The organism is Xanthobacter pseudotagetidis (assembly GCF_043194795.2).
Lineage (GTDB): Bacteria > Pseudomonadota > Alphaproteobacteria > Rhizobiales > Xanthobacteraceae > Xanthobacter > Xanthobacter tagetidis_A.
The window spans coordinates 1,087,565-1,104,808 of the sequence record NZ_CM195534.1; the positions used below are offsets into that span (position 1 = coordinate 1,087,565).

At 70.4% G+C, this 17,244-nt stretch carries 19 protein-coding genes and 1 pseudogene; 15 read left to right on the forward strand and 5 right to left on the reverse strand.

Annotation, left to right across the window (positions count from 1 at the left end; all coding sequences use genetic code 11):
• The first annotated feature begins 145 nt into the window (after window positions 1-145).
• The 12 genes from V5F67_RS05050 (at window position 146) to V5F67_RS05105 (ending at window position 11,634) form a co-directional block, all read left to right on the forward strand.
• Window positions 146-1,168 carry a zinc-binding dehydrogenase gene (locus V5F67_RS05050; RefSeq protein WP_394018581.1) on the forward strand — a complete coding sequence of 341 codons (1,023 nt, stop codon included), beginning with the start codon at window positions 146-148 and terminating at the stop codon, window positions 1,166-1,168.
• Between the two features lie 14 nt (window positions 1,169-1,182).
• A complete protein-coding gene (locus V5F67_RS05055; protein WP_394018579.1) occupies window positions 1,183-2,139 on the forward strand; it encodes a lipid A biosynthesis lauroyl acyltransferase in 957 nt (318 codons plus the stop codon).
• 157 nt (window positions 2,140-2,296) lie between these two features.
• Window positions 2,297-3,697 carry an arylsulfatase B gene (locus tag V5F67_RS05060; protein ID WP_394018577.1) on the forward strand — a complete coding sequence of 467 codons (1,401 nt, stop codon included), beginning with the start codon at window positions 2,297-2,299 and terminating at the stop codon, window positions 3,695-3,697.
• Between the two features lie 131 nt (window positions 3,698-3,828).
• Window positions 3,829-4,311, forward strand: a complete 483-nt coding sequence (purE, locus tag V5F67_RS05065; RefSeq protein WP_394018575.1) for a 5-(carboxyamino)imidazole ribonucleotide mutase — start codon at window positions 3,829-3,831, stop codon at window positions 4,309-4,311.
• A 3-nt stretch (window positions 4,312-4,314) separates the two neighbouring features.
• Window positions 4,315-5,397, forward strand: coding sequence for a 5-(carboxyamino)imidazole ribonucleotide synthase (locus tag V5F67_RS05070; RefSeq protein ID WP_394018573.1), 1,083 nt, complete (start codon window positions 4,315-4,317; stop codon window positions 5,395-5,397).
• Window positions 5,398-5,572: 175 nt separating this feature from the next.
• The gene (locus tag V5F67_RS05075) at window positions 5,573-5,992 is read left to right on the forward strand and encodes a hypothetical protein (protein WP_394018571.1); all 420 of its coding nucleotides are present in this window, start codon (window positions 5,573-5,575) and stop codon (window positions 5,990-5,992) included.
• Between the two features lie 205 nt (window positions 5,993-6,197).
• Entirely contained in the window at window positions 6,198-6,428 is a 231-nt protein-coding gene (rpsU, locus tag V5F67_RS05080; RefSeq protein WP_394018569.1) for a 30S ribosomal protein S21, read from the forward strand.
• A 298-nt stretch (window positions 6,429-6,726) separates the two neighbouring features.
• Window positions 6,727-7,623, forward strand: a complete 897-nt coding sequence (ypfJ, locus tag V5F67_RS05085; RefSeq protein WP_394018567.1) for a KPN_02809 family neutral zinc metallopeptidase — start codon at window positions 6,727-6,729, stop codon at window positions 7,621-7,623.
• Window positions 7,624-7,892: 269 nt separating this feature from the next.
• On the forward strand, window positions 7,893-9,515 hold the full coding sequence (locus tag V5F67_RS05090) for an acyl-CoA dehydrogenase family protein (RefSeq protein WP_394018565.1): 1,623 nt from the start codon (window positions 7,893-7,895) through the stop codon (window positions 9,513-9,515).
• A 171-nt stretch (window positions 9,516-9,686) separates the two neighbouring features.
• Window positions 9,687-9,968: an acyl carrier protein gene (locus tag V5F67_RS05095; protein ID WP_394018563.1), complete on the forward strand. Its 282-nt coding sequence runs from the start codon at window positions 9,687-9,689 to the stop codon at window positions 9,966-9,968.
• A gap of 15 nt (window positions 9,969-9,983) precedes the next feature.
• On the forward strand, window positions 9,984-10,457 hold the full coding sequence (locus V5F67_RS05100; RefSeq protein ID WP_394018561.1) for a 3-hydroxyacyl-ACP dehydratase FabZ family protein: 474 nt from the start codon (window positions 9,984-9,986) through the stop codon (window positions 10,455-10,457).
• A complete protein-coding gene (locus V5F67_RS05105) occupies window positions 10,450-11,634 on the forward strand; it encodes a beta-ketoacyl-ACP synthase (protein WP_394018559.1) in 1,185 nt (394 codons plus the stop codon). Before V5F67_RS05100 ends, V5F67_RS05105 begins: the two co-directional genes overlap by 8 nt.
• 34 nt (window positions 11,635-11,668) lie before the next feature.
• Here V5F67_RS05105 and V5F67_RS05110 read toward each other — a convergent pair whose 3' ends face one another.
• The 3 genes from V5F67_RS05110 to yidD all read right to left on the reverse strand — a co-directional run bounded on the left by V5F67_RS05110 (window position 11,669) and on the right by yidD (window position 13,840).
• Window positions 11,669-12,697: a patatin-like phospholipase family protein gene (locus V5F67_RS05110; RefSeq protein ID WP_394018557.1), complete on the reverse strand. Its 1,029-nt coding sequence runs from the start codon at window positions 12,695-12,697 to the stop codon at window positions 11,669-11,671.
• 123 nt (window positions 12,698-12,820) lie between these two features.
• Window positions 12,821-13,243 (reverse strand): YciI family protein, encoded by a 423-nt coding sequence (locus V5F67_RS05115; protein ID WP_394018555.1) that lies wholly within the window; start codon window positions 13,241-13,243, stop codon window positions 12,821-12,823.
• Between the two features lie 141 nt (window positions 13,244-13,384).
• A complete protein-coding gene (gene yidD / locus V5F67_RS05120) occupies window positions 13,385-13,840 on the reverse strand; it encodes a membrane protein insertion efficiency factor YidD (protein WP_394018553.1) in 456 nt (151 codons plus the stop codon).
• 108 nt (window positions 13,841-13,948) lie between these two features.
• Here yidD and V5F67_RS05125 point away from each other — a divergent pair, with 108 nt between their 5' ends.
• Window positions 13,949-14,539: an HD domain-containing protein gene (locus V5F67_RS05125; RefSeq protein ID WP_394018818.1), complete on the forward strand. Its 591-nt coding sequence runs from the start codon at window positions 13,949-13,951 to the stop codon at window positions 14,537-14,539.
• A 3-nt stretch (window positions 14,540-14,542) separates the two neighbouring features.
• Here V5F67_RS05125 and V5F67_RS05130 read toward each other — a convergent pair whose 3' ends face one another.
• Window positions 14,543-14,992 (reverse strand): iron-sulfur cluster assembly scaffold protein, encoded by a 450-nt coding sequence (locus V5F67_RS05130; RefSeq protein ID WP_394018551.1) that lies wholly within the window; start codon window positions 14,990-14,992, stop codon window positions 14,543-14,545.
• Window positions 14,993-15,304: 312 nt separating this feature from the next.
• Between V5F67_RS05130 and folE the strand changes: the two genes are divergently transcribed.
• Window positions 15,305-16,039 carry a GTP cyclohydrolase I FolE gene (gene folE / locus V5F67_RS05135; protein WP_394018549.1) on the forward strand — a complete coding sequence of 245 codons (735 nt, stop codon included), beginning with the start codon at window positions 15,305-15,307 and terminating at the stop codon, window positions 16,037-16,039.
• Between the two features lie 67 nt (window positions 16,040-16,106).
• Window positions 16,107-16,586 (forward strand): phosphoribosyl-AMP cyclohydrolase, encoded by a 480-nt coding sequence (gene hisI, locus V5F67_RS05140; protein WP_394018547.1) that lies wholly within the window; start codon window positions 16,107-16,109, stop codon window positions 16,584-16,586.
• A gap of 238 nt (window positions 16,587-16,824) precedes the next feature.
• Here the strand turns inward: hisI and V5F67_RS05145 are convergent.
• Window positions 16,825-17,217 (reverse strand): annotated as a pseudogene (locus V5F67_RS05145) (allophanate hydrolase-related protein); the annotation flags it as partial.
• Window positions 17,218-17,244 lie beyond the last annotated feature (27 nt).

The window sequence follows — 17,244 nt, forward strand, 5'->3', positions numbered from 1 at the left end:
GTCGGGGGAGGCAGCTCTCCCGCAGGTGGTGGCCTTCCGCTTCTCCCCCGACGCGGGCTATATGACCGGTCCGTCCCTGCGGCGGGCCCGGACGGCGCGCCCTGCGCCGCCCTTCGCCGAAAAAGAACCGACCCAGAGAACAAGAATGCGCGCCCTTCAGCTCGTCTCCGACCGCAAGCTCGAAATCGTCGACATGCCCGATCCCGGCGCTCCGGACGCCGGCGAGGTGCAGATCCGGGTGAAGGCGCTGGCGCTCAACCATATCGATGTCTGGGGCTGGCGCGGCATGGCCTTCGCCAAGCGCAAGATGCCCCTCGTGGTGGGCGCGGAGGCCGCCGGCGAGATCGTCGCGCTCGGCGCCGACGTGCGCGGGCTCAAGGTCGGCCAGACCGTGTCCATGTACGGCGCCATGACCTGCGGCCACTGCCGCAGCTGCCTCGCCGGGCGCGACAATCTCTGTGAGAACGTCGGCGGCGTGCTCGGCTTCCACATCGACGGCTTCGCCCGCGACCTGATCAACCTGCCGGAGCGCCTCGCGATCCCGGCGCCCCAGGGCGTGCCGTTCGAGGATGCGGCCTGCGCCGGCATCACCTTCTCCACCGTCGAGCACATGCTGTTCGACAATGCCAGGCTGGAGGCCGGCGAGACGGTGCTGGTGCATGCCGGCGGCTCCGGCATCGGCTCGGCCGCGATCCGCCTCGCCAAGGACGTGGGCGCGACCGTCATCACCACCGTCGGCGACGACGAGAAGGGCGTCAAGGCGCTGGCGCTCGGCGCCGACCACGTCATCAACTATCGGCGCGACCGCTTCGAGCACGAGGTACGCAAGATCACCAGGAAGGTGGGGGTCGACGTGGTGTTCGAGCATGTGGGCGCGGAGACCTGGAACGGCTCGCTGCTCTCCATGCGGCCGGGCGCCCGGCTCGTCACCTGCGGCTCGACCTCCGGGGTGAGCGTGCAGATGAACCTGATGCAGCTGTTCCAGCGCCAGTACAAGATCTTCGGCTCGTTCGGCGCCACCATCCGCAACGTCTCCGACGGGCTCGCCAAGATGGGCCGCGGCATCCGGCCGGTGATCGATACGGTGGTGCCGCTGGAGCGCTTCAACGAGGGCCTGGAGCGCCTGGAGAGCCGGCGCGTGTTCGGCAAGATCCTGGTCAAGTTCTGAAGGGCGGATTCCCGTTGGGCGAGATCGTGAAAAGGTGGCGGCGCTTCCGCAACGGCACGCTGCCGCGCCTGCGAAACCGGATGCGCCAGCGCATGGCGCCGATCGTCGGCGCGCTGCTGGGCGGCTATGTGCGCGGCTCGCTGTGGTGGCTCAGGCTGTGGCCGCTGGAAGTGTCCTCCGCCGGCATGGCCTTCTGGGCGCGCCTGTTCGGGCCGCTGTGGCCGCTCACCAAGGTGGCGCGCGCCAACCTCAAGGCCGCCTTCCCGGAGAAGTCGCCGCAGGAGATCGAGAAGCTGGTGCGCGAGGTGTGGGCCAATCTCGGCCGCCTGTGCGCCGAGTTCGCCCATCTCGACCACATCTGGGACTACGATCCGAAGAACCCGGGCAAGGGCCGCATCGAGATCGGCAAGACCGACTTCTCCCACCAGCTGCGCGACGGCAAGACGGCGCTGTTCTTCTCCGCCCATACCGGCAATTGGGAGATGTGCGCCATCTGCGGCGCCGAGCTCGACATCCTCGACGCGGTCATCTATCGCGAGCCCAACAACAAGAAGGCGGCCGAGCTGATCGAGGAGATGCGCAAGGGCACCATGCCCGACCTCATCCGCACCGATCGCGATGCCGCGCGCGATTTGATCCGCCGGCTCGGCCAGGGCCAGCATATCGGCATGCTGGTGGACCAGTACTGGACCGGCGGCCCGAAGGTGAAGTTCTTCGGCCGACCCACCGCCACCAACCCGACGCTCGCCAAGCTCGCCCGCCACTTCGACTGCCCGGTCTATGGCTGGCGCGTGGTGCGCCTGCCGAAGGGACGGTTCCGCGTGGAGTTCACCGAGGAGGTGGTCATGCCGCGCGACGCCGAGGGCAAGATCGACGTCGAGGGCGCCATGCAGGCCATCAACGACGTGATCGAGGGCTGGGTGCGCGAGCACCCCGCCCAGTGGCTCTGGCTGCACCGCCGCTGGCGCTGAGGGTCCACCGGCGTCCGCTCGCGCGCCCTGTCTCCAGGGAAGCTCGGCATTGGCTGCAGCGGACGCCATCCTTCTGCTTCATTTGAGGATTTTCGCTCTGTTGCCGCGCGCGGGGCTGCTCACTGCCTGAAAGAGCGCCGGCCATCGGGGGGTGTCCATGCGTGCGCTTTTTGCGCTGGGGGTCTTGGTTCTGGTATCGGCGCCCGCCGTGGCCGCGCCGCCACCGAACATCGTCTATATCGTCGCCGACGACCTCGGCTTTGCGGACGTGGGCTTCCGCGGCTCCGAAATCTGGACCCCGACGCTTGATCAGCTGGCGCAGACCGGCGCCACGCTCGAGCAGTTCTACGTCCAGCCCATGTGCACCCCGACGCGCGCCGCGCTCATGACCGGGCGCTATCCATTGCGCTACGGGCTGCAGAGCTTCGTCATCCTCCCCGACCAGACCTATGGCCTGCCCACCGACGAGCGCCTCCTGCCGCAGGTCTTGAAGGACGCGGGATACGAGACCGCCATCGTCGGCAAATGGCACCTCGGCCACGCGGACAGGAAATACTGGCCCCGCGCCCGCGGCTTCGACTACCAGTACGGCCCGCTGATCGGCGAGATCGACTATTTCGACCACAAGGTCCACGGCATCGTCGACTGGTACCGAAACGGCAAGCTCCTGAAGGAGCCGGGCTACGTCACCGACCTGATCGGCGCCGATGCGGTGCGCCTCATCCGTGCCCATGACACGAGCCGGCCGCTCTTCCTCTATCTCGCCTTCACGGCGCCGCACACGCCATTCCAGGCGCCCAAAGCCTATCTCGATCGCTACAAGGACATCGCCGATCCCAACCGGCGCGCCTATGCGGCCATGGTGACGGCCATGGACGACCAGATCGGCGCGGTGCTGAAGGCGCTGGCGGACAAAGGCATGCGGGATAACACGCTGGTGGTGTTCCATTCCGACAATGGCGGCGTGCGCACGGCCACCTTTGCCGGCCAGATCGACACCAAGGGCGACCTGCCGGCGCGCAACACGCCGTTCCGCGATGGCAAGGGCTCCCTCTATGAGGGTGGCACCCGCGCGGTGGCGCTCGCGAACTGGCCCGGCCACGTCCCACCCGGCAAGGTCGCCGGCATGATGCACGTGGTGGACATGCTGCCGACGCTCGCCGGCCTCGCAGGCGCGCCGCTTGCCGGCACAAAGCCGCTCGACGGCATGGACGTGTGGCCGGCGATCAGCACCGGCGCCGCCTCGCCGCGCACGGAGGTGGTCTACAATGTCGAGCTGTTTCGCGGCGCCGTGCGCGAGGGCGACCTGAAGCTGGTCTGGAACGCGCCCCTGCCGTCACGCGTCGAGCTCTACGACCTCGGGGCCGACCCCGGCGAGACGCGCGATCTCGCCGCCGAGCGCCCCGCCGAGGCGGAAGCCATGCGCAAGCGCATCAACGGCCTCGCGAAGGACATGGCGCGCTCGCAGTTCTTCGAGGCGACGATGAAATCCATCATCGGCCATCACGGTGCGCCGGTGTTTCCCACCGATCCCGGCTATTACCAGCAGCAGGATTGAGGCGGTGCGCCTCGGCTATAGTGCAGTGCAAAAGGCCGGGACGGCGCGCCTGAATTGCGCCGCCGCCCTTGCCGCGCCTTCCGCATTCCTATAAAGCCGCGCTTTCCTTTTTTCCCGAGGGGTCGGAAGGGATGAGCGCGCCGCTTGTGGCCGTCATCATGGGCAGCCAGTCCGATTGGGACACCATGCGCCACGCGGCGGAGACGCTGGCGGCGCTGGAGGTGCCGCACGACGTGCGCATCGTCTCCGCCCACCGCACCCCGGAGCGCATGTATGCCTTCGCCAAGGGGGCCGAGGCGGAGGGCTTCAAGGTGGTGATCGCCGGCGCCGGCGGCGCCGCCCACCTGCCCGGCATGGTCGCCTCCCTCACCACCCTGCCGGTGTTCGGCGTGCCGGTGGAATCGAAAGCCATGAGCGGCCTCGACAGCCTCTATTCCATCGTCCAGATGCCGGCCGGCGTGCCCGTGGGCACGCTCGCCATCGGCAAGGCCGGCGCCACCAACGCGGCGCTGCTCGCCGCCGCGGTGCTGGCGCTGACCGACGCGGGGCTCGCCCGGCGGCTCAAGGATTTCCGCGCCGCGCGCACGGCGCAGGTGGCGGAGCGGCCCGTCTGAGCCATGCTGGCGCCGGGTGACACCATCGGCATTCTCGGCGGCGGCCAGCTCGGGCGCATGATCGCGCTCGCCGCCGCGCGCCTCGGGCTGAAGACCTTCATCCTGTGCCCGGACAAGGACAGCCCGGCCTTCCAGGTGAGCGCCGGCCACATCTGCGCCGCCTATGACGACTTCGCGGCGCTGGAGGCGTTCGCGCGGCAGGTGGACGTGGTCACCTATGAGTTCGAGAACGTTCCGCTCGCCACCGCCGAGTTCCTGGCCGCCCGCAAGCCGCTGAGGCCGGGCGCGAAGGCGCTCGCCACCACCCAAGACCGGCTCGCCGAGAAGAGCTTCGTTCGGTCCCTCGGCATCGAGACGGCGCCGTTCGCGCCCGTGGACGACCTCGCCTCGCTGGAGGCGGCGGTCCGCGAGATCGGCCTTCCCGCGGTGCTGAAGACGCGCCGCTTCGGCTATGACGGCAAGGGGCAGGTGATCATCCGCCCCGGCGAGGACCTCACCGCCGCCTGGCACGCGCTGGGCCGCCAGCCGGCGATCCTGGAAGGCTTCGTGCCATTCGAGGCGGAGGTGTCCATCGTCGCCGCCCGGCGCGCGGACGACGCCTTCGCCGCCTACGACGTGACGCGCAACGTCCACCGCGAGCACATCCTGCACACCTCCACCGTTCCGGCCGGGGTGAGCGCGGAGACCGAGCGGGCGGCGCGGTTCATCGCCTGCGCCATCTCCGGCGCGCTCGATTACGTGGGCGTGTTCGCGGTGGAGCTGTTCCTGGTGGGGCGCGGCGCGGCGGAGCGGGTGCTGGTGAACGAGATCGCCCCGCGCGTCCACAACAGCGGCCACTGGACCCAGGACGGTGCCGCCACCTGCCAGTTCGAGCAGCACGTGCGCGCCATCGCCGGCTGGCCGCTGGGCGATCCCGCCCGGCTCGGCCCGACGCAGATGACGAACCTCATCGGCGAGGACGTGCACGCCTGGCGCAGGATCCTCGCCGAGCCCGGCGCACGGCTGCACCTCTACGGCAAGGACGAGGCGCGGGCCGGCCGCAAGATGGGCCACGTGAACCGCCTGCGCGAGGGTGATGGCTGCTGAGCGATTTCCTCGCGGGGGCCGGCGCGGCGCCTTGCGCCGCATGCGATGGGCCGCCGGCAAGCCAAGCATGAGTTGTGCACAAGTCGATCTGCGCGCGAATCATCCCGTGACGGAAGTGACCGAATCGTCATAAGCGAGATGTAAGTTTTTACCATACGGCACTGGAGGAGCGCCGATGGGTCAAGAACTGGCATTCGAGCAAATCCGGGATCTGGCGCGGCAACTGGCGCGATCCGGCCGATTCTGCAGCTGGCGCCTGATCGCCATCGAGCTTCGCTTCATGGAAGGCATCCGTGCGGCGGCCGACTGCTTCGCCGACGCCCCCATCCGCAACGAGCTCGACGGGCTCTGCCGCGATGCCCAGAAGCGGGCGCGGCACTGGCCCCTGCCGCGGATCAGTCCCGCCGCGAGCGCGCCGCTGCCGATCGGGTTGTCGCCACAGGTCGCCGCCGTCGCTGGGCCGCCGCCGTCACTGTTCCCGGCACCCGTTGCGGTGCCGGTCTTCTCGCCCCGCCCGCCGCAACAGCAGGCCCCGTCCTTCGCCGCTGCGCCCGCGCCGTGGGCTGCGCGATACGCCGTCAAGGACCCCGGCTGAGCGGGGGTCCGAGGGAAGTGAGCCGGCACAACGGCTTTCGCGCCATCGGCGTGGAAGCGGCGTGTGGACATTCGTCGCGCCGTCTGATATGAGAGCGGCTCTTCCGGATGAGATGCGCGTGGCCTCACAGCCGTCCTGTCCCTTCCGGACCGTTTCATATCAGGTCAGCTCACGGCTCGGCGCAACAGCTCGAAGAGGCAAACACGTGCAAGTTCTCGTCCGCGACAACAATGTCGATCAGGCCCTCAAGGCGCTCAAGAAGAAGATGCAGCGCGAGGGGATCTTCCGCGAGATGAAGCTGCGTGGCCACTACGAGAAGCCGTCCGAGAAGCGCGCCCGCGAGGCGGCCGAGGCCGTCCGGCGCGCCCGCAAGCTTGCGCGCAAGCGCGCCCAGCGCGAAGGCCTCATCCCCTCCAAGCCGCGCCCGACCCGCTGATCCACTGCAGCGAATCGCGTTTCTTCCGCCGCATGCGTCGGCTTGGCGCATCGGTGGTTTGCCTCATGCCGTGACGGCGCCGAACGCCGCCTGACATTCCGGGGATCCGGACAAGGCCCGCCATCGCGCGGGCCTTTTTCGTCTCTGCCTCAAGGGTCCGCCATCCGGCGGAATGGGGCGGGCGCCACGCCGGTGCAGCTGCCGATCCGGCGATCGTCGTGGATTTCGCCATGAAGCTGTGCATTGTTGCCCCAAGGCGCGCCGGTCAGGCCCGGCATGCGCGCGTGGGAGGTGTGGCATGCGGTGGGACGATTTCCGCTCCAGCGACAATGTGGAAGACCGGCGCGGACAAGGCGGCGGCGGCTTCCAGATGCCGGGCGGACGGGGCGGCCTCGGCATCGGCACCATCATCATCGTCGGTCTCGTCGGCTGGGCGCTGGGCATCAATCCCGCCGTGCTGCTGGGCGGCCTCGAGGCGCTGAACGGCCTCGGCGGCGGCCAGCAGCAGAGCGCGCCGCCGCCGTCGAGCCAGGGCCAGGCCAGCAAGCCCACCGACGAGATGGGCCGCTTCGCCGCCGCCGTCCTCGCGCAGACCGAGGACGTGTGGTCCGAGATTTTCCGCGCCGAAGGCAAGACCTACCAGGATCCGAAGCTGGTGCTGTTCTCCGGGGCCACCCGCTCGGCCTGCGGCGGCGCCCAGTCGGCCATGGGGCCGTTCTATTGCCCCATCGACCAGAAGGTCTATCTGGACCTCAGCTTCTTCAACGAGATGAAGCGCAAGTTCAACGCGCCCGGCGACTTCGCCGCCGCCTACGTGATCGCCCACGAGGTCGGGCACCACGTGGAGAATCTCATCGGCATCCTGCCCAAGGTGCAGCAGGCACAGGCGCGGGCCTCCTCCCGCGCCGAGGCGAACGCGCTCTCGGTGCGGGTCGAGCTGATGGCCGACTGCCTCGCCGGCGTCTGGGCCTATCACGCCAACGCGCGGTTCCGCATCCTGGAGCCGGGCGACGTGGAGGAGGCGCTGGGGGCCGCCAGCGCCATCGGCGACGACCGTCTTCAAAAGCAGGCCCAGGGCTTCGCGGTGCCGGACAGCTTCACGCACGGCAGCTCGCAGCAGCGGGTGAACTGGTTCACGCGCGGCCTCAAGACCGGAAACATGCAGCAATGCAATACCTTCCAGGGGCCCATCTGATCCGGGGTGCTGACCAATAAATGGCCGCAATCGCGGGCGGGGCGGGATGGTTGCCGCCGCGCGCGTTGAGCCGCCTGGATTCGGAGGCGGATGGGCATGCGGTCTGCAACTCTGCGATGGTAATGCTGGTCCTTGCATTTTTCGGGAAATATCCGCAGGACTTAACGAGGCGATCGACGTGGATCGGTGCCCGGCGCCAAGCGGGCGTTCTGCGATAAGTCGTGTCGCGCCAAGATCGCGCTGGAAAAGCGCGGCCACGGGGACGTCCCATGCACACGCTTCGGAACGTGGAGGAGAGGTTCAATCAGCCGCCGCCGATCTGCGACATCAATCTGGCTGTCGCCGACCGGCCGTTGATGGACAGCGCCGCATCCGATGGCGCTGTCGAGGACCTGTCCGTCTTCGGCGCGGAATGGGGCGCGGCCGACCAGTTCGCGCTCGGCCGGCTCGCCAACGAGCACCTGCCGGAGCTGCACAGCCATGATCCGCAGGGACGGCGCTGCGACATCGTCGAGTTTCATCCGGCCTACCACGCGCTGATGGCGCAGAGCTACGCGTCCGGCCTGCACTGCTCCAGCTGGGACGTGGCCGGCCGCCGCTCCCACGGCCGGCGGGCCGCGCGGCTCTACATCACCACCCAGGTGGAGGCGGGCCACGTGTGCCCCCTCACCATGACCCATGCCGCGCCGGCGGCTCTGTCCGCAGCGCCGAACCTGCTGCGGGACTGGCTGCCGCGCATCCGCTCGCGCACCTATGACGGGCGCTTCCTGCCGTTCTGGGAAAAGGCCGGCGTCACCGTCGGCATGGGCATGACCGAGCGCCAGGGCGGCACCGACGTGCGCGCCAACCTGACCAGCGCCAAGCAGATCGGCGGCGACGAATACGAGATCAGCGGCCACAAGTGGTTCTTCTCCGCGCCCATGAGCGATGCCTTCCTGGTGCTCGCCCAGGCCGATCGGGGACTCACCTGCTTCCTGTTGCCGCGCTTCCGGCCGGATGGCTCGGTCAACGACCTCAAGCTCGTGCGGCTCAAGAAGAAGCTTGGCAACCGCTCCAATGCCTCCTCGGAAGTGGAGTTCGAGCGTGCCTTCGCCTGGCGGGTGGGGGAGGAGGGGCGCGGGGTGAGCACCATCATCGAGATGGTGCAGCTGACGCGGCTCGACTGCGCGGTGGCCTCGGCCGGCCTCATGCGCATGGCGCTGACGCTGGCGATCCACCATGCGCGCCATCGCACCGTGTTCCAGCGCCGCCTCGCCGACCAGCCCGCCATGGCGGTGCTGCTGGCGGATCTCGCCTTGGAGGCCGAGGCGTCGACCGCGCTGGTGCTCCGTCTCGCCCGCAGCTTCGATCAGGCGGAGGCGCGGCCCGAGGAGGCGGCGCGGGCGCGCATTCTCACCCCGGCGGTGAAGTTTGCCGTATGCCAGGCGGCGCCCGGCTTCATCTTCGAGGCCATGGAGGTGCTGGGCGGCAACGGCTATGTGGAGGATTGCGCCATGCCGCGCCTCTACCGGGAGGCGCCGGTGAACGCCATCTGGGAAGGCACGGGCAACGTGATGGCGCTCGATCTGCTGCGAGCGGCCCAGCGTGAGCCGGAGGCGCTGGCGCTGGTGCTCGAGGGGCTGGTGCGGGACGCCAGCGGCATACCCGAGGCGCGCGCGGCGGCGAGCGACATCGCCGCAGCCCTCGCCGCGCCCGACCGCGAGGAGCAGGCGCGGCGCGCGGCGCATCGGCTCCATGACCTCGCGGCAGCGGCGGCGATGACCGAGACGGTTCCCGCCGATGTTGCGGAAGCCTTTGTGGCGTCGCGCCTCGGCCGTCCGCGGGGGCCCTATGGCGCCAACGACGTGGGCGGCTGCGCCGGCCTGCTTGTCGAGCGCGCGCTCGACGTGTGAGGGCCGGCCGGAAGACCGGCCATTGAATCCTACGGCGGCGTTCGCTATAGGGGCCATCAACTCATCCGAAGGGGCCTTCAGGCCGAACCCTCGGCCATGGCCGCAGCCCTCGCAAATCCGCGCGAGCCGGTCGCGCCCAGAAGCGGCCGAGCACACGAGAGGCGTCAGTCCATGTCTTCGACGTTCGAAACCGTGGCCAACATCATCGCGGAGACCTGCGACATCCCGCGTGACACGATCACGCCGGAGAGCCACGCCATCGACGATCTGGGCATCGACAGCCTGGACTTCCTCGACATCGCCTTCGCCATCGACAAGGCCTTCGGCATCAAGCTGCCGCTGGAGCAGTGGACCCAGGAGGTCAACGACGGCAAGGCCACCACCGAGCAGTATTTCGTGCTCAAGAACCTCTGCGCGCGCATCGACGAGCTGGTCGCTGCGAAGTCGGCCTGAGGCCGGACGGGGACCATGCGCCCTGAAGTCTTCAAGATGATCGATCGGGTCGTCTCCATCGACCCCTCGCTCGATACCATCCACTGCCAGGGCCTCGTGCCCCAGGAAAGCTCCATCTTCGAGGGGCACTTCCCGGGTCACCCCATCATGCCCGGCGTGCTGCTCATCGAGGCCATGGCCCAGACCACCGGCTGGCTGATCCTGGCGCGCAACCGATTCGAGCGCATGCCGTTCCTCGCCTCGGTGAAGGAGGCCAAGCTGCGCACCTTCGTTCTGCCGGGCGCCAACCTCGACCTCTATTCGAAGATCGAGCACGAGGGCTCCGGCTACGTGGTGGTCAAGACCGAGGCCAAGCTCGACGGCAAGCAGATCTGCTCGGCCGACCTCTCCTTCCGCGTGCTGCCGTGGCCCGAGGGCAAGATGAAGGCGGTGGTGCTCAAGGTGGCCGAGCATGTGAGCTTCCCGCTCGCGGACTATGCCGATGCCTGAGACTTCCGCCCGGCGCGATGTCTGGATCACCGGCATCGGCCTCGTATCCTCGCTTGGCGAGGGGCCCGAGGCCAACTGGGCCGCCCTGATGGGCGGCACCGCTCCGGTGACGGACGCCGAGACGTTCGCGCCCTATGTGGTCCACCCCATCGTCAAGCTCGACTACGACCGCCAGATCCCCAAGAAGGGCGACCAGCGGCAGATGGAGCCCTGGCAGCGCATCGGCACCTATGCGGCCGGTCTCGCGCTGGAGGCGGCGGGCATCGCCAAGAACGCCGACATCCTGTCGAAGACCGACATGGTGGTGGCGGCCGGCGGCGGCGAGCGCGACGCGGCGGTGGACGCCTCCATCCTCAGCGACCTCGCCAGCTCCAACGATCCCGGCCGGCTCCTGAACGAGCGCCTGCTGTCGGACCTGCGGCCCACCTTGTCGCTGGCGCAGCTCTCGAACCTGCTCGCCGGCAACATCTCCATCGTCCACGGCGTCACCGGCTCCTCGCGCACCTTCATGGGCGAGGAGAGCTCGGGCGTGGACGCGGTGCGGGTTGCCTATTCGCGCATCGCCTCGGGCCAGAGCGAGATCGGCCTCGTGGGCGGCGCCTACAATGCCGAGCGCGAGGACACGCTGCTGCTCAACGTGCTCGACGACTTCTGCATGAAGGGCACGTTCCGGCCGGTGTTCTCGGTCGAGGCGCCGGGCATTCCGTCGGGCTCCATGGGCGCGTTCCTGGTGCTCGAATCGGCCGCCCACGCCAAGGCCCGCGGCGCCGCGCCCATCGCCCGGCTCTCGGGCGTGTGGTCCGAGCGGGCGCGCCGGTCCGAGCCGGGCGCGACCACCCGCAAGGTCGCCGAGCTCATCGCCAAAGCGGAAGCCGGGCCGGGCACGGTGGTGCTCTCCTGCGCCGCCGGCGGCCGCGATGCCACCCCGGCCGAGGCCGAGGCCCTGAAGGCGAGCGGCCTTCCGGTGCGCGCGGTGGCGAACCGGCTCGGCCACGGCTTCGAGGCCCAGTTCCCTGCCGGTCTCGCGCTGGCCGCGCTCGCGGTCTCCAAGGGCGAGCTGTTCCCGGTGCTGGCCGGCGATCCGGTGGAGACCGGCGGCGGCGCGGTGGCGCGGGCGGTGGTGACCTGCGTCGGCCACTGGCGCGGCGAGGGCGCGGCCCTGGTGGAGAAGGCCTGACGGCGCTCTCGGCGCCGTCGTCCCACTCCGAAAATCAGCCCAGCGCCACCATGGCGGCGCGGATGTCGTCGAGCGCGCGCTCGGCCGCCTCGGCGCCGGCGGCGATGGCCTCGTCCGCGCGGTGGAAGTCAAACAGGCCGATGCGCCCGAGCTTCGGGTTGAGCGCGATGTCCGGCGGGTCGCCCGCGAGCCGCGATCGGGCAATGCGGTCCTGGATGATGTTGAAGGCGTCGATCATAACGGTGGACAGGCCGCGCGGGCCGTCCGCGACGCCGTGCCCGGCGAAGAACTGCCGCCGCAGCCGCTCCGGGCTCAGCATGGCGGCGATGCCCTCCTTCTTCTCGGCGATGGCCGCCTCGGCGGCGTCCTCCACCACGCCGCCATGGTCCTGGATCACGGTGCCGCGGCCGAACACGTCGGCATTGAGGTTCACCGCGATCACCATGCGCGCGCCGAGCGCCCGCGTGGGCGAGACCGGGATCGGGTTGACGAGCGCGCCGTCCATGAGCCAGCGCCCGCCCACCTTCACCGGCGTGAAGATGCCAGGCAGCGCGTAGGAGGCGCGCAGCGCCTCCACGAAATCGCCGCGCGTGAGCCAGATCTCGTGGCCGGTGCCGAGCTCGGTGGCGATGGCGGCGAAGGTCAGCGGCAAATCGTCGATGGCGAGGTTGCCCACGTCGCGGCGCATCAGCTCCACGAGGCGCCGACCGGCGATGAGGCCCGGGCCGCCCAGGGCGAAGTCCATGAGGCCGAGCACGTTGCGCTTGGTGAGGCCGCGCGCCCAGTCCTCGAGCCGGTCGAGCTTGCCGGCGCTCCAGATGCCGCCCACCACCGCGCCGATGGAGGTGCCCGCCACCACCGAGGGACGGATGCCGTTCTGCTCCAGCACCCGCAGCACGCCGATATGGGCGAAGCCGCGCGCCGCCCCGCCGCCGAGGGCGAGGCCGACCGCGGGCTGGCCATGACCCGGACCCGCCCGCTCGGCGCGCTCGACGTCCTCGGGCTCGGGAGCCGCCTCGCATTCGCCGGTCGGACCCGGCGATCGATGGGAAAAGGGAAACATGGGCGCCTCGCGTCTCGACCCTTCACATGGGTCCGCGGGCGGCCCGGCGCAACGGCGTGGCCGGCATCGCCCGCGTCACCGAAGGCCGGCGCCGCCCATCCGGTTCCCGCTGCGGGCGCGCGCTCAGGCCCTGCCCGTCTTCTCGCGCAGGCGGCGGTCGTTCTCCAGCACCTCCGATGTCACCGCCGCGCCGAAATCAGTGATCTCGTAGAGCGGGCGGATCTCGATCTCGCTCGGGCCGGGCATGGGGTTGGGGCAGCGCTTCACCCATTCCAGCGCCTCCGCCATGTCCTTGACCTCCCACAGCCAGTAGCCGGCGACCAGCTCCTTGGTCTCGGCGAAGGGGCCGTCGATGACCAGGCGGGACGCCCCGTCGAAGGCGACGCGCTTGCCCTGGGCGGAGGGCTTCAGACCGTCTCCTGCCAGCATGATGCCGGCGTCAACCAGGGCCTCGTTGAACTTGCCCATGGCCTCCATCAGCTCGGTGGAGGGCATCATGCCCGCTTCGCTGTCCTTGGTGGCCTTGACCAGAACCATCACGCGCATCGTCTCGTCTCCCGTTGGCAGGGGCGGCCAGCCGCGGCCGTCCTGGCGTAACGACGAACGGGGGTGGGGCGGGTCGACAGGGGCGATCATTTTTTCATTGCTCCCGGCGTGCCCGTCCGTCGCCCGCCGCCAGGGCGTGCCTCACGGCTCGGCCGGCTCGCGCGCGTCGTCCTCGCAAGGGCACGGGCCGCCCCGGTAGCGCCAGACCCCGTAGCGCCATGGCGCCAGCGGATGGCCGCCTTCCGGCAGGCGCCCGGGTACCGGGTCGTAGCCGTGCCCGCCCCACGGATTGCACCGGCAGATGCGCGCTGTCGCCATGAAGAAGCCGGCATAGGCGCCGTGCCGGCGGATCGCCTCGTCGGCATATTGCGAGCAGGTGGGCAGATAGCGGCACTGCCGCCCCATGAACGAGGAGAGCGTGTAGCGGTAGATGAGGATGGGGGCGCGCAGCGCCGTGCGCGGGACGAGCTCCAGCGCGCCCAGCAGCCGCCGGAGCCCGCCCGCAGGCACCTCGGGCGCCCGCGGCGCCGGCGGGCGGGCGGCGGCCAGCGCCGCCTCAAAATCGTCCCGTTCCGGGGCCTTCATGGCGTCCGACACTTTTCCCATTCCTTCGAGCCGGGCCGGCGGGTCCGGCCGGACCCATCGGCCTCGGCACCCGACCGTGCGAGGCGACCGATGACCGACCATCTTATGATCGAACAGTCCATGACCCATCCTGCCGGCGGGCCGGAGGCGGCGCCCGCGCCGCTCGCCCTGGCGGTTCGGGCGCTCGCGTTCGCGACGCTGCGCCATACCGACCAGCGCCGCAAGGGTCGCCGCGCCCAGCCCTATGTGAACCACCTCGCCGAGGTGGCGCTCCTCGTCAGCGAGGCGACCGGCGGCACGGATGCCGAACTGGTGGCCGCCGCCCTGCTCCACGACGTGGTGGAGGACCAGGGCGTCCCCCTGGCCGAGATCGCCGCCACCTTCGGCGCCGATGTGGCCCATCTCGTGGCGGAGGTCACTGACGACAAGGCGCTCGCGCCCGAGGAGCGCAAGCGTCTCCAGATCGTCCACGCGCCGCATCTGTCGGCGCGCGGCAAGCTGCTGAAGCTTGCCGACAAGGTGGCCAACCTGCGCTCGCTCGCCGAGGACCCGCCTCTCGACTGGGAGGCGGCGCGCGCCGTCGCCTATGTGGCCTGGGCGCGGGAGGTGGCGGCCGGCCTCAGGGGCGGGTCGCCGGCGCTGGAGGCGGCGTTCGACGCGGCGGCCGAGGCGGCGCTGGAGGCCATCGCCACCCGCTCGGCCTCCGCCTGAGCCTCACTCGGCGGCGGTCTTCTTGCGGGCGGCCTCGATCTGGTCGATGGCGTCCACCACCGCGTCGAAGGTCAGCATGGTGGAGGCGTGCCGCGCGCGATACTCCCGCACCGGCTCCAGCACCGCGAAGTCCGCCCATTTTCCCTCGGGCGGCGGCCCGTTCTCGCGCAGCATCCGCGACACGGTCTCGCGCAGCTCCCGGAGCTCGGCGGTGGTGGCGCCGACCACGTGCCGCGCCATGAGCGAGGACGAGGCCTGCCCGAGCGCGCAGGCACGCACCTCGTGGGCGAAATCGGCCACGGTGTCGCCGTCGAGCACGAGATCGATGGTGACGGTGGAGCCGCACAGGCGCGAATGGGCGCGCGCGCTCGCCTGCGGGGCGGCGAGCCGCCCGAGCCGGGGAATATCGGCGGCGAGCGCGAGGATGCGGGCGTTGTAGACGTCGTCGAGCATGGGCTTTTCCGCCGGCCGGGCCGGTTGCGTCCTTTGGCCGGCGCCTCTTCCGGCGGCGGCATGTTCGCCTATATATAGCGCGCCGGCGCCGGGTTAGAAGGCCGGCGCGATGCGGGCGGGCTTGCGCGGTCGGGCACGCCGCCGCATGATTGAGCCGGGACCGAGCCCTGGGCGGGTCCTTTGGATAGACGAGGACGGCAAAGCCACCGCCGAACGACCGGCGGGGCGCGGGCATAAAGGGGCCGCGCGCGCATAGCCGACACCCGGTGACACTCCCTTTCGCGTCAGCGTGAGGGTCGAACGGAGTTGGTCATGGACGCGGTGGTGAAGCTCTTCATGGCTCAGGCCGAGCAGGAGAAGAAGGCGCGTGCCGAGGAGGCGGCGCGCCGGGCGAAGATCGGGACCGAGGCCGAGGAGCCCGGCACCACCGCCGTCCTGCATGACACCATCGCACCTTTGCTGCCGGACGGCACGCCGCGCCCCTCGCGCGGCGAGGCCGAAGCGGCGGTGCGCACTCTGCTCGCCTATATCGGCGAGGACCCCGGCCGCGAGGGCCTGCTCGACACGCCGCGCCGCGTGGTCGCCGCCTATGACGAGCTGTTCTCCGGCTATGGCGAGGACGCGGACGCCCTCCTCGACCGCACCTTCGGCGAGATCGGCACCTTCGACGACTTCGTGCTGGTGCGCGACATTCCCTTCCACTCCCATTGCGAGCACCACATGGTGCCGTTCGTGGGCAAGGCGCATGTGGCCTATTTCCCGGTGGAGCGGGTGGTGGGCCTCTCCAAGATCGCCCGCGTGGTGGAGATCTACGCCCGCCGCCTGCAGACCCAGGAGCACCTGACCTCGCAGGTCATCACCGCGCTCGACGAGGGCCTGCGCCCGCGCGGCGTGGCGGTGATGATCGAGGCCGAGCACATGTGCATGTCCATGCGCGGCATCGCCAAGCAGGGCGTCTCCACCGTCACCACCCAGTTCACCGGCGTGTTCCGCGACGACCCGGCCGAGCAGGTGCGCTTCATCACCCTGGTGCGCGGGGGGAAGTAGGCCCCGGGGGCTGGCGTGCGCGCCGCGCCTCGGGCACAAGGAGCGCCCCGTTCCGAAAGCCGTCATCATGAGCGCCGAGACCTCCCCCTTCGCTCCGCCCGCGCGGGGCGCCGAGCTTGAAGAGGGCACCGTCCTCTCCCCCCGCTTCGACGCGGCGGGGCTTGTCACCTGCGTCTGCGTCGATGCCTCCACCGGCGAGGTGCTGATGCTCGCGCACATGAACGCCGAGGCGCTCGCCCTCACCATCGCCACCGGCGAGGCGCACTATTTCAGCCGCTCGCGCGGCCGGCTCTGGAAGAAGGGCGAGACCTCCGGCCACGTGCAGGCGGTCAAGGAGATGCGCATCGACTGCGACCAGGACGCGGTCGTCATCAAGGTGGAGGTGGGCGGCACCGGCGCCTCGTGCCACACCGGGCGCCGCTCCTGCTTCTACCGCACCGTGCCGCTGGGCGCCGCGCCCTCGCCGGCGACGAAGCTCGCCTTCACCGGCGACACCCCGCGCTTCGATCCCGAGGCGGTCTACGGCAAGGACGGCCACGGCCATTAGAGCGCGATCCGATCAAGTCGAGTGAATTTGATCGGTCAATCGCACGCTCGTTCCAAGAGCCTGTTTGATCCGCCGGCATCAGGGCGCCGATGGTGGCTTGCGCCCAACGCCGTCATGCCCGGCCTCGTGCCGGGCATCCACGCCCGGCGGCCAGGAGCCGCGCCATACGCCAGGCGCGACGGCGCGGCGTGGATGGCCGGGACAAGCCCGGCCACGGAAAAGAGCACCTGCCGTCGCCTCAGCCCGCCCGCGAGGCCATGAAGGCGCGCCAGCCGCCAAGCGCGGTGATCTCCTGCGCCTCCGCCACCGCATGGGCCTCGCACAGGAAGCCCGGCACCTCCGTGCCGTCCTCCAGGCGCAGCTTGCCGATGCCGAGCGGCGCCGGGATGCGCGCCACGAAGCGGCCGAAGGCGGCGGGCGCAAGCGCCCACACCTCCACCTCCAGCCCCGGCCCGGCAAAGCCCGGCGCGCGCACCACGCCCGGCTTCATGGGGCTGGTGCCGGGCAGCACGTAGAGACGGTAGTCCGGCGCCGTGCGGCACCGCTTCAGGAGCACGCCGCCGGCCTCGGTGAGCTCGGTATTGAGCGGCATGCCGGAAAGATGCGCCCCCACCACGGCGATGGGCACCGCCTCGGCGGCGGGAAGGGTGCTTGCGCC